Origin of the sequence: Burkholderia sp. ABCPW 14, assembly GCF_001523835.1 — a bacterium.
In the GTDB taxonomy this organism is placed as follows: Bacteria; Pseudomonadota; Gammaproteobacteria; order Burkholderiales; family Burkholderiaceae; genus Burkholderia; species Burkholderia mayonis.
The window spans coordinates 96,473-108,246 of sequence record NZ_LOVS01000050.1 but is presented as its reverse complement, the minus strand read 5'-3'; the positions used below and the strand labels follow the sequence as shown (position 1 = coordinate 108,246).

Here is an 11,774-nt window from a genome sequence, read left to right as displayed (position 1 = left end):
CCGGTAGCGCGGACGCTGCGGGTGGTCGTTGAGGTGGCGGTGTAGATGGCTGTGTCGGTGGCGGTGGCGGGTGCGTTGGCGGTGGCGATGGCGATGTCGATGTCGATGTCGATGTCGATGTCGAAGCATCGATGCGTTCGCAGACCCGGCAAGCCGGACGCGCGCCCGCCGAATGCGCTGAAATCCGTAGAATGTCGGGATGACTCGATGGATCGCCGGACTGCCGATGTATAACGTGACGCCGCGGCACGCCGCGCTGTGGCGCGCGCTGCTGCGCGATGCGCTGCGCGCGTTCGCGCGCGCGGGCGGCCCGGCCGACGTCACGCTGCTCGACGAGCCGTTCGGCGAGCTGCTGCCGCTATGGCGCCGCGACGATCTGCTGCTGTCGCAGACGTGCGGCTATCCGTACCGAGTGCTCGGCGTCGCCGACACGGTCCATCTGATCGCATCGCCCGTATTCGACGCCGACGGCTGCGACGGCGCGCGCTACCGAAGCGCGCTCGTCGTATCGCGCGACGCACACGCGCGCGGCGCGACGACGCTCGCCGCCTGCCGCGGCCTGCGCGCCGCCTACAACGGAGACGATTCGCACAGCGGAATGAATGCGCTGCGTCACGCGGTCGCGCGGCATGCGCGCGATGGACGCTTCTTCTCGACGGTCACATGCACCGGCTCGCATCTGGGCGCGCTGCGCGCGCTCGACGCGGGCGAAGCGGATGTCGCCGCCATCGACTGCGTGACGCTCGCGTACGTGCGCGATGCACTGCCCGAGCTGCTGCGCGGCGTGCGGATCATCGGCGCGACGGCGTCCGCGCCGAGCCTGCCGTTCATCGCATCGCGCACGCTCGGCGACGAGCAAGCCGCGTCCCTGCGTGACGCACTCGATACGGCGGTCGCAGCCGACGTCGAACGCGCGCACGTGTTGCGACTACGCGGCTTCGAGCGACTCGTGCCCGACGATTACTCGGAGATCGAACGATTTGCGCGCGACGCGGCCGCGCTCGGTTATCCGACACTTGCGTAACGCGTAACGCGCCGCACGAGCACGCACCCGCGGCAACTAAAGCGGCCGCGACCGGCACGCAACGCGCGACGAGCGTCCGCCTCGCTTGCCTTTCGACGAGATGCGAGAGGCGAGAGGCCGGGGGTCCAGCAGGTCGATCGACCCGCAGCAAATGCCTGCCCCACCCGCGCGGCGCGACAACCCAACCAAGCGCCACCGCGTCACACGGCAACCGGAACGAACCGAGCCGCACGCGTCCGGCGTCAACGCAATCCATGCCGCCGCGCCGCATCGCGCATGCAATCGACCAGCATCGACGCAGCCGGCGTCAGCGGGCTGTCACGGCGTGTCACCACCTGCACGGTCACGGCCGGAATCGTCTCGCGTATCGGCAGCACCGCAATCCGGTCGCGCGACCATTCGACGTCGAGCAACTGCTCGGGCATCGCGGCAATCAGATCGGAGCCCTGAATGAGGCTGTGCGCGATCGCATAGCTCGGGCACTCGACGACGCGCATCGGCGTCGGCAAGCCGTGCTCGGCGAAACAGTTGAACATCAGCTGCGTCGAGCTTTCGGGCGACGGATTCATCAGCCAGTCGGCGTCGACGAGATCGGCGAGCGACGTCGCCGACGCGAGCGGATGATCCTTGCGCGCGACGATCACGTGCCGGCTCGCATACAGCTCCGAGTGATCGAACTCCGCGGCGAGCAGCTCCGGCACCACCACCGACACGGCGAAATCGAGCGATCCGTCGTGCAACTTCGGCAGCGCGACGGCCGGAAACCCTTCGACGATGCTCACGCGCGCGACCGGAAAGCGCCGCCGAAACGCGCGAAATGCATCCGGCAGGATCGTCACCGCGGCGGCGGGCGTGATGGCCGCCGCGACGGCGCCCGTCGTCGCGCCTTGCGCCTGTTCGATATCGTCGCGCGCACGCTGCATCTCGGCGACGATGAGGCGCGCGCGCACCTGAAGCTGCTGGCCGAATCCGGTGAGCTGCACGCCGCGCGCCGTGCGCACGACGAGCGACACGCCGAGCGCGATCTCCAGTTCCTTGACCGCCTTCGTCAACGCCGCCGGCGACACGTTCAGCCGGCGCGCGGCCGCGCGAATGCTTCCCTCGTCGGCGACGGCGACGAACGCTTTCAACTGATGATATTTCATACGGAACGCGCGATTCGGAGAAGCCTTTCATTCGCAGCACCGCAGTGGATCAGGGTGTTCCCTAGAGGCAACCCGCGGTGAGCACCGACGCAATTTATCAGCTTATGGTGCGCGAAAAAAATACATATGCTTCGTCGACAAGTCCACGCAAGCGCGCACCACGCCCCACCAGGAGACAGCATGCAGCCCGAGAATCCCGTCATCGCCGGCATCGCCGCAATCGCGCCCGACCTGATCGACGTGCGCCGCCGGATCCACGCGCATCCCGAGCTCGCATTCGAAGAGACGCTCACGAGCGATCTCGTCGCCGAGCTGCTCGCCGGCTGGGGCTACGACGTGCATCGCGGGCTCGGCAAGACGGGCGTCGTCGGCGTGCTGCGCGAAGGACAGGGCGCGCGCACGCTCGGCCTGCGCGCCGACATGGACGCGCTGCCGATCGCCGAAGCGACGGGGCTGCCGTACGCGAGCCGTCATACGAACAAGATGCATGCATGCGGACACGACGGCCACACGGCGATGCTGCTCTGCGCGGCGCGCCACCTCGCCGCGACGCGGCGATTCGCCGGCACGCTGAATCTCATCTTCCAGCCCGCCGAAGAGAACTTCGGCGGTGCGAAGGCGATGATGGACGACGGCCTGTTCGAACGCTTTCCATGCGATGCGATCTTCGCGATCCACAACATGCCCGGCCGCGCGGCGGGCGACATGGCGTTCCGCGCGGGCGCCGCGATGGCGTCCGCGGACCGCGTGACGATCACGCTGCGCGGCTTTGGCGGCCACGGCGCGATGCCGCATTTCGCACGCGATCCGATGTCGGCGGCAGGCAGCATCATGGTCGCGCTGCAGACGATCGTCGCGCGCGAAGTCGATGCGCAGCAGGCGGCCGTGATCACCGTGGGCAGCGTCCAGGCCGGCGAGACGTTCAACATCATCCCCGAGACGGTCGTGATGAAGCTGTCGGTGCGTGCGCTGAACGCCGACGTGCGCGAGCTGCTCGCGCGCCGCATCGAAGCGCTCGTGAAAGGCCAGGCGGAAAGCTTCGGCGTTGCCGCGGACATTCAGTATGACTACGGTTATCCGGTGCTCGTCAATCATCCCGAGCCGACCGCGTTCGCGTTGGACGTCGCGCGCGCGATGCTCGGCGCGGATCGCGTCGAAGCGGACGCCGCGCCGCTGATGGGCAGCGAGGATTTCGCGTACATGCTCGAAGCGCGCCCCGGCTGCTACGCGTTCATCGGCAACGGCATCGGCAGCAAGGGCGGCTGCATGGTGCATAACCCCGGCTACGACTTCAACGACGACATTCTCGCGATCGGCGCGAGCTACTGGGTCCGATTGGCCGAAGCCTGGCTCGTCGCCTGACGCCTTCTCACCCGCCGTCTTGCGTTCCTCGGGGATCACATGGAAACGTCCGCTCTCAATTTCGCCGGCGCGCCGGCCGACGCGCGCGCCGCCGCGAAAAAACGCCGCCTGATCGCCGCAGCCGCGGTCGGCAACGCACTCGAGTTCTACGACTTCACCGTCTATAGTTTCTTCGCGATCCTGATCGGCAAGCTGTTCTTTCCGGTTCACTCTTCGTTCGGACAGCTGATGCTCGCGGTCGCGAGCTTCGGCGTCGGATTCGTCACGCGCCCGCTCGGCGGTCTCGTGATCGGCATGTACGCGGACCGCGTCGGGCGCAAACGCGCGATGATCGCAACGCTGCTCATCATGGCGCTCGGCACCGCGACGATCGCGGTCGCGCCAACTTACGCTCAGGCCGGCATCGCGGCGCCGCTGCTGCTCGTGATCGCGCGACTGCTGCAAGGCTTCGCGTCCGGCGGCGAAGTCGGCGCGTCGACCACGCTGCTGATCGAGCAGGCGCCGCAGGCGCAACGCGGGTTCTACGCATCGTTCCAGTTCTCGAGCCAGGGACTCGCGGCGCTCGCCGGCGCGCTGACGGGCGTCGTGCTGACATCGACGCTCAGCGGCGCGCAGCTCGAAAGCTGGGGATGGCGCGTCCCCAACTAACCCCACGTAACACCATTGAACAGCACAACAAAAATAGAGATAGTGCAAGACTATCAATGGCTTAATGTGTTTATGAAAATAGGGGCAATGTAATATAATTGGTTGGTTTTAGCCCAAATCAATTACGCAGGAGTTACACCACTTGGCCCGTATCAACTTCACCGCCGGTCGCGTGCGCGACTTCCGTTGCCCGCCCGACAGCAAACAGGTCTTCATGTGGGACGCAGGCATGCCCGGTCTTGGACTGCGCGCCACAACCGGCAGCGTGTCTTTCATCTTTCAAGGGCGCATCGCGGGCAACACGGTTCGCACGACGATTGGCGACGTTCGCGCGTGGGATATTGACGGTGCGCGGCAGAAAGCCCGCGAACTCAAGAAACTCATTGATGAAGGGAAAGACCCGCGTGTCGAAAAAGCCGCCGTGCTCAAGGCGGTGCAGGAACAACGCGTCGAATCGCAACGCCGTCAAGTGACACTGGAAGACGCGTGGAAAGCCTATATCGAGGCGAACCGCGCACGGTGGGGTAAGCATACCCTTTCCGACCGCGAAAAGGTTTCTCGACGCGGCGGCGACGCGCCCAAAGCGGGCAAACGCGGCGGAACGCTGAGAGTAGCCGGTGCGCTGGTTGGGCTGCTCGACGTACCGCTGTCCGGACTGACTGCCGATACGATTGCCGACTGGCTGGCTCGCGAAACCGCCACGCGACCGACGCAGGCGTCGCTTGCGTTCCGGCTGCTACGTGCGTGCCTGAACTGGTGTGCGGAGCATGAAAAATGGTCGGGGCTCGTGCCTGAACGGGTCTGCTCAACGCGCAAGGTGCGCCAGCATGTTCCGAAGCCGCGTGCGAAATCGGACTGCCTGCAACGGGAACAACTGGTGCCGTGGTTTTCCGGGGTGCGCAGGATCGCGAATACGCGCTACTCAACCTACCTGCAAATGTTGCTTCTGACAGGCGCGCGTCCCGGCGAACTGCTCGAAGTGAAATGGGCAGATGTGGACTTTCGCTGGAACACGCTGAATCTGCGCGACAAGATCGAGGGAGAACGCACGATCCCGCTCACGCCCTACGTATCGTCGCTGCTCGCAGCGCTACCCCGCATCACTGATTTGGTATTCGGAAGCACGCGCTCGAAAACGGGGCGCATGAAAGCGCCGAATGTTACGCATCACGCGGTACTGGAAAAGGCGCATATCGAAGGTTTGACGCTACACGGGCTGCGCCGCTCGTTCGCGACGCTGACGGAATGGATCGAATGTCCGGTGGGTGTCGTCGCGCAAATCATGGGCCACAAGCCGAGCGCGACCGCCGAGAAGCATTACAAGCAACGCCCGATTGACCTGCTGCGCATGTGGCACACGAAAATCGAAACGTGGATGCTCAACGAGGCAGGCATTTCGCTGGCGCACGTACCCGCACAAGCGGCGCAGGATTGTGTCGAGGTGGCGCATGTCTGAAAACACGATGCGTAACGACGAACTCCGGCAACTCATGCTGGAAGAGGCGGAGAGAAAAAACGCCGAAGCCAGTCAGGCGCTTGCCGATTTGATCGAAGGTCAGGAGCAAGAATTCCAGTATTTTCTCGACGGCTACGTCGTCGTCGGCCAGCTTGCCACGACGTTCGCGCGTGAAGGGCTGGCGTGGCCCGGTACCGGACAACCGGCGCGACTGATGCCCCCTGAGGAAGAGACCATCTTTACCGCGAGGTTCCGGGTTTTCCTTCGCGAAGTGAAGTCGGCCGTTCATTCCGGCGCGCTTGTCGTTCGCGAAGCTCCGACGATGACACCGGTCCCGGCAACACGCCTGAGCCGGTGGATCGAGATGGACGAGATGCAGCTAAGCCTTGATGACATCATCGATGTCCCGCTCTATATCGCATTCGAAGATGCGCGATCATGGCTCGTACAGCATGGCGTGCCGGTCCCCGAAATGCTGAACGAACGCGCAAGCCGCCTGCATGCCGGCATGAGGCAAATGCTCCCCAACGGGCAATTGAGTTCGCTCCGGTCGGACGATCATCAAAGGGCCGTCGTATCGGCCGCGCAACCGGATGCGAAGACGGCTCGCCGGGCCGACGACCCGCCGCCCGTGAAGGTCCGCTGGCGCGAGGCGATTGTCGCGAACTGGCCGGGCATCATTCGTGAATGCGGCAGCAATCCCGATGCCCGAACGGTCATGCGCTATCTCAAGGCCCATGACGTGACCGGCCATATCCTGCCTCAGAGCCGCACCGACGAACTGGATTGGCGGACGCAGGTTGGCGACCGGAAAACGGTCAGCCTCAAGACGTTCAAGAACGCGTTGAGCGTTCTGCGCAAACACGGTTTGCTGAAATCCTGATGCTCGCCGGGGAGCGTTCGCTCCCCGCCCGTACCTGCGCATGGCTTCCCCGGCCATGCCGCAGCGTCCCGAAGTTGTCCCAAAACTGTCCCGCCTAGCGTCCCATTGTCCCGGCTAGCGTCCCACTGTCCCGCCTAGCCGCACGGGATGGCCGATCGCCGTTAGAGTCCGTTCCGTCGCGCCGCACCACGCGGTGCACAACCGGAATCAAAGGACATCATGGAAATCGGTCTGACCACCAACCGCCTCGCCCAACGCCTTGGCCTTCAACCCGACACGCTGCGCGTTGCGTTGTGCCGTCGCGGTTCGTATTTCGGTGTCAAGCCGACGAAACTGCCGAACGGGCGTCTCGTATGGCCGCACGACACGGTTGAGCGCATCGTCGCCCTGCATAGCGCATCCGTTCAGTAACACGGATACGTAAGCACATGGCACTCCTGACTTCATTCGCGACCGTCAGCCCGCGCATGCCGCAGCAAGTGTGGCGCGAAGCGATGCTCGGCAAGCTGCCCGGCAAATGGGCGCGCACCATGTCGCGCCGTCTTGAAGAACTGGACCGCCAGCATCGCAACTGGTATCACGGCAACGTCTACCTGCGCGAACACGTCGAGCGCTACGCCGACGCCGTGCTGCCGCTGACGGCGAACCTGTCCGATATCCGCGAATGCGCATACCGACGCGCATCGGATGCATACGCCATCGCCGAACGTTTGGGCGATACGACCACCATCGTGCCGAGCCTGACCGCGCTTTGCGAGCGCTGGCGCATCGCCCCGCCCGCCGTCGAACGTCCGGGCGGCTTCATCGCACGCGTGATTGATCCGGGCTGGTGGGCGCGACGCCTGCGCAGCATGCACGGTCGCCAGACCGAAGCACTGGCGATCCGCCTTGGCCTCGTCAGCGCGCGCGCCGATCAATACATTAGCGACGAAAACCTGCGCCGCAGCATCGCGCAGGCCGAGCGCAATGCGCAAATGCTGGAACGCACCAACGCCATCAATGAAGACGGCGAGATTTTTACGCTCGCCGAGCTGGCCGACAAATCCGTTAGCAATCCGGCCATCCGCCGGGGCGAACTCATGCTGCGCATGCGCGGCATGGAAGAGATTGCCGAAGAGCACGGTTGCGCATGCGAATTCGCGGTGGTCACGCCGCCGAGCCGTTTTCATGCGGTGCGCGCCAATGGTTCTATCAATGAAAAGTACGACGGCTCGACGCCGCGTGACACGCAGGAATATCTGCAACGCCAATGGAGTCGTTGCCGGGCGTGGTTGCAGCGTCGCGGGGTGAGCTTTTACGGGGTACGCACGGTTGAAGCGCACCGCGACGGCACGCCGCACTGGAACCTGATGGTATTCATTCGCCAGCCCGCCGACGCGTCGGTCTGGCGCAAGGCGCTCGTGCGCTACTTCCTGCTGAACGATTCGCCCGACGAACCCGGCGCGCAACAGCACCGCCTGCGTTTCGAGCGCATCACTGCCGAACAGGGCGGCGCAGCGGCGTACATCGCCAAATACATCTCGAAGAACATCGACGGCGCGGGCATCGAGCTTGACCTGTACGGCGAGCCTATCGCGCAAACCACGCAGCGCGTGCAGGCGTGGGCGAAGCAATGGGGCATCCGCCAGTTTCAGGCCATCGGCGGCGCACCGGTCACGGTCTGGCGCGAACTGCGCCGCATTGAAGAACAGGCCATCGTGGATTCGCCGGACGCATTGCAACGCGCGTGGCACGCCGCGCAGCGCGTGAAGGGCGCGACCGGCGACGACGACAAGCGAGCCGACTACGCCGAATTCATCCGCGCATGGGGCGGCCCGTGGATCAAGCGCAAGGATGCGTCGATGTGGCTGCACAAGGAGGCACAGCAAGGCGTCGGTCGCTACGGCGATCCGCTTGGCACGCGTGTGGCGGGCGTCGTCGTGCGCGGCGCGTGGGCCGTCGATATGGGCGGCATCGTCGGCGCGACTCACACGGTAATAGCCAAGGTCGTCGCGAGCGTGCGCCGCACGTGGACGATCGTAAAGGCCGCTGCCGCAAAGATCGCGCCCTCTCGGACTCGTGTCAATAACTGTACGGACGCGCCCGATTCGAACGCGACCGACGCGCTTCGCGGCGAACAAGGCTTCATCTATTCGACTGATTTCCAATCGAACAATCACCTTCACTCAACCCACCCCAATCTTTTTAATAGGTAAAAATATGTACGCATCACAACGATTCACCACGTCTAAATTCGCGCTGCTGACAGCAACCCTGCAAGCCGATCTTGATCGGGTCGAGCGCGAGCTACGGACACGAATCCATTCCGCAAATCAATACACATCGAACAAGAAGAAAGATAATTTCAGCGATATTGCAGAATTGGCAGCAACGCTTCGCGCCGAACTGGCGGCCATCGACAATCGGAATGGCGCAGCAAGCAATCACCTTGAAACCGATTGCTGATCCAATATTTTTACTGACGCGCTATTTTTTATCTAACGAAATTTAAATAAAGCAAATCAATGATTGATCTTTCCCGACTCCCCGCCAAATGGTCCCTCAAACGTGCAATGGACGTGCTGGCCCGGCAGGCAACGCGCGACGACGCTGAAAAAATTATGATCGAAGGCATTGACCATGCCGCCAACCTGATCCGCGAACAGCAAGAGGAAATCGGCATTCTTGAGAAATCGCTGGAACGCGTTCAAGCGAAAAAGGACGAATTCCGCGCGGCAACGGAACGTCTTGACGCCCTGATGAACGACAAGCGCGATGAACTGATCGCGTCGGCCCGTGAAGGGCGGGAACCTGACTACCGCGAAATCGATGCTCAATTGGCCCAGGTGCGTGACGTACTCGCGCAGTATGCCGACGAACAGGTCAATGTTCCCGCCGCCATCGCCAGCATCAAATCGACGCTCTCGGATGCCAAGGACAAGGCAGATGCAGTGTTGCGCGCCGCGCAGAAATTTGTGAGCCGTCGCTATCGTGCTGAATATGACAAGGCGCATCAAGCCTATGTCGATTTCCTCAATAGCGAAGAATTCCTTGCAAAGCTGGAAAATATGCGTGCCATGTTCTGGCTTTATCGGGTGTATGAAGATCGCCATTCCTCGATTACCTACTCTGAAGCAGTCGATCCAGATAATGTCGATCGATATCTTGAAGGTATCAAACATGCCGGAGGGAAGGGAGTGCTGAATCAGGATCGCACACGTATTGTCTATCGCGATCATTTGAAGCCGCTCGAAGAGTCAGGCATCACGAAACCGGATCGATACAACGACCCTAACCCGAATCCGGCGGAAGTTCATATGGCCAAGTGCATCTATGACGAGTTCCATAAATCCAAGGGTGACGCGGAATCCGTCACCGTAAATCACTGAACATCAATCAACTGTGGATAACCGAGCGCCCGCGATATTCGCGGGCGTTTTTTTATGATGTCGCACGTGGCTTCGGGTCTCATCCTTCACAACCCATTGACCAACGCTGATGCGTGGGGGCTCGCCACCTGTCAGGCGATGCATTGATGGAGCTTTCATCCGCTTCTTTCGCTACGTGCAGGCGGCTATGGTAGGCCGATATAGACCGCTTTACCCACCGCCGCGCAGTTCCCTCCTCGCCTGCGGGCTATGCTTGACTGGCTGGTTTTAGTGCATCCTGTCGTTGGGCCCGGCGCCCCTTATGGCGCTGGGTTCCGAGCGCTCGCCACTGTGCCGAAATCGTGCGTTTTAATGCGCGACGATGCGATTTAATGCATCGACACGCACGCCTTTGTGACCCGCCCCACCTGCCCGCAAAAATGAACGGTTTTTATGTACGCAGCACCGGTGTTCGGGGCTGCCTGGTGAGGGCCGCACGGCGATAGGCGGGGCGATTTCGTTATGCAGGTTTACGCGCCTTGATTATGCAGTCTCGGCATTTGGCTTGATTACTCGTTGTCTCCGGCGCCGCGCATCCACTTCCAATGTGTCGCACCCCACTGGCTGCCCTCGATGACAGGCATCACCTCCCCCTGTTCGAAGAGTCGTTCACTGCCTTGCTTCGCGGAGGTATACCACCAGCCGGCCTCGGGGCAGGGCTCGCCGCCAAGGACGCTCGGGCGACGCTTTCCGCGTGGTTCCGGGACAATTTTCGGCGGCTCGGGGATCGCGGGTGCGCCCGGCAGGTCGAAGCGGGCTTCCCAGGCGCGGGCGTTCTTGCTGTCGGCGTTCGGCAGGTCCGGTTCGTACAGGTGCAGCCCGTCCGGCTTCGGGTTGCGCAGCACGCGCAGTACCTTGTTGACGAAGACGTAGGGTTCAGGCAGGCCCTCTTCGGGCGCGCCCAGGCGCGGGAATGGTCCGGCCCGTACGAGCACGCAGTGATTGATACGCTCGATCCCGATATCGTCGCGGTCGAGTGCTTTACGCAGCTCTGCGTCGCCGCCGAGCCGTTCGACGAAGAGGTCGCCGAGCAACGTGTACCAGTTGACGCCCTTGATAAACCCCCACCTTCCTACAGTTGCGCCGGGATGAAGGTAACCGTATACCGCCGTTAGTGCATAAGGCTCGCCGTGGTATGAAGTCGGATCGTATTCGTCAATTCCCAAGTGGGCGCAGGCGTCAACCTCGATTCCGCTGAAGCGTTCTGCAATAGCCCATTCCTGCGCCTGCCAGTTGTGATAGTTGTACGCAGTGACCGCTGATAACCCTCCGTAGCCGCCGCGCACATCGAGTTGTTCGCAGACGTAGCGCAGGAACTGCTCGTATTGTGCCTGGCCTTCAGGGCGGGTGACCAACTCCATCGGCACGCTGAACTTCAAATACGACAGCTCTTTTTCTTCGCCCTTCGCCACCTTGTAGCCGGACGGCGCAACGTAATCTATCGGACTTGCGCGTCCGGTCAGCGTTTGAATTTGATAGTCGGGCGCGATAGTTGGGAGCGGCGCGCTGGATCGCATAACGCTGACCTGTTCGTATTCCGGTGAATCGCTGATGGCCTTACGGATTTTTTCGACGCCCTTTGCCGTTTTCTTGCTGAACTTGGCTAGGTCTTCGTCTTTCCCGGAAATGAGGTGAGCGCCGAACAACTCGTCGAATCGATCGAAACACGCGAGCAGGCCGCGTCGCCCTTCCGGTTTCGAGCCGCCCGCAAAGTACACGGTCCCGATGACCCCCGGTTTGACAGCAAAACTGTTGTCGGCCAAGCGAACGCTTAAATCCTCGAAGTAGCGCGCGTAAGCGGCGAATGGTGTCAGCACGACAGGACCCTTCGTTTCGGTGTCGCTCATGG

General features: G+C 62.7%; 10 protein-coding genes and 1 pseudogene. 9 read left to right on the top strand and 2 right to left on the bottom strand.

Annotated elements, in window-relative coordinates; genetic code table 11:
- Nucleotides 1-199 precede the first annotated feature (199 nt).
- On the top strand, nt 200-1,024 hold the full coding sequence (locus WS62_RS06915) for a phosphate/phosphite/phosphonate ABC transporter substrate-binding protein (protein ID WP_066569350.1): 825 nt from the start codon (nt 200-202) through the stop codon (nt 1,022-1,024).
- A 242-nt stretch (nt 1,025-1,266) separates the two neighbouring features.
- Here WS62_RS06915 and WS62_RS06910 read toward each other — a convergent pair whose 3' ends face one another.
- Complete coding sequence (locus WS62_RS06910; RefSeq protein ID WP_066569345.1) at nt 1,267-2,169, bottom strand: LysR substrate-binding domain-containing protein; 903 nt, start codon at nt 2,167-2,169, stop codon at nt 1,267-1,269.
- A 180-nt stretch (nt 2,170-2,349) separates the two neighbouring features.
- Between WS62_RS06910 and WS62_RS06905 the strand changes: the two genes are divergently transcribed.
- From WS62_RS06905 to WS62_RS32815, 8 genes and pseudogenes are all read left to right on the top strand, one after another.
- The gene (locus WS62_RS06905) at nt 2,350-3,531 is read left to right on the top strand and encodes a M20 aminoacylase family protein (RefSeq protein WP_066569343.1); all 1,182 of its coding nucleotides are present in this window, start codon (nt 2,350-2,352) and stop codon (nt 3,529-3,531) included.
- Nucleotides 3,532-3,570: 39 nt separating this feature from the next.
- Nucleotides 3,571-4,173 (top strand): annotated as a pseudogene (locus WS62_RS06900) (MFS transporter); the annotation flags it as partial.
- 148 nt (nt 4,174-4,321) lie between these two features.
- Complete coding sequence (locus WS62_RS06895) at nt 4,322-5,635, top strand: tyrosine-type recombinase/integrase (protein WP_082720761.1); 1,314 nt, start codon at nt 4,322-4,324, stop codon at nt 5,633-5,635.
- Nucleotides 5,628-6,518 carry a hypothetical protein gene (locus WS62_RS06890; RefSeq protein ID WP_066569388.1) on the top strand — a complete coding sequence of 297 codons (891 nt, stop codon included), beginning with the start codon at nt 5,628-5,630 and terminating at the stop codon, nt 6,516-6,518. The genes WS62_RS06895 and WS62_RS06890 overlap by 8 nt, the downstream gene beginning before the upstream one ends.
- Before the next feature lie 219 nt (nt 6,519-6,737).
- Nucleotides 6,738-6,929 (top strand): hypothetical protein, encoded by a 192-nt coding sequence (locus tag WS62_RS06885; RefSeq protein WP_004542139.1) that lies wholly within the window; start codon nt 6,738-6,740, stop codon nt 6,927-6,929.
- Between the two features lie 17 nt (nt 6,930-6,946).
- On the top strand, nt 6,947-8,713 hold the full coding sequence (locus WS62_RS06880; protein ID WP_066569340.1) for a replication endonuclease: 1,767 nt from the start codon (nt 6,947-6,949) through the stop codon (nt 8,711-8,713).
- Nucleotides 8,714-8,717: 4 nt separating this feature from the next.
- The gene (locus WS62_RS32820) at nt 8,718-8,963 is read left to right on the top strand and encodes a hypothetical protein (RefSeq protein WP_156440894.1); all 246 of its coding nucleotides are present in this window, start codon (nt 8,718-8,720) and stop codon (nt 8,961-8,963) included.
- 59 nt (nt 8,964-9,022) lie between these two features.
- Nucleotides 9,023-9,886: a hypothetical protein gene (locus tag WS62_RS32815; RefSeq protein WP_231748221.1), complete on the top strand. Its 864-nt coding sequence runs from the start codon at nt 9,023-9,025 to the stop codon at nt 9,884-9,886.
- A gap of 548 nt (nt 9,887-10,434) precedes the next feature.
- Here the strand turns inward: WS62_RS32815 and WS62_RS06870 are convergent.
- Nucleotides 10,435-11,772, bottom strand: a complete 1,338-nt coding sequence (locus WS62_RS06870) for a type VI immunity family protein (RefSeq protein ID WP_066569336.1) — start codon at nt 11,770-11,772, stop codon at nt 10,435-10,437.
- Nucleotides 11,773-11,774 lie beyond the last annotated feature (2 nt).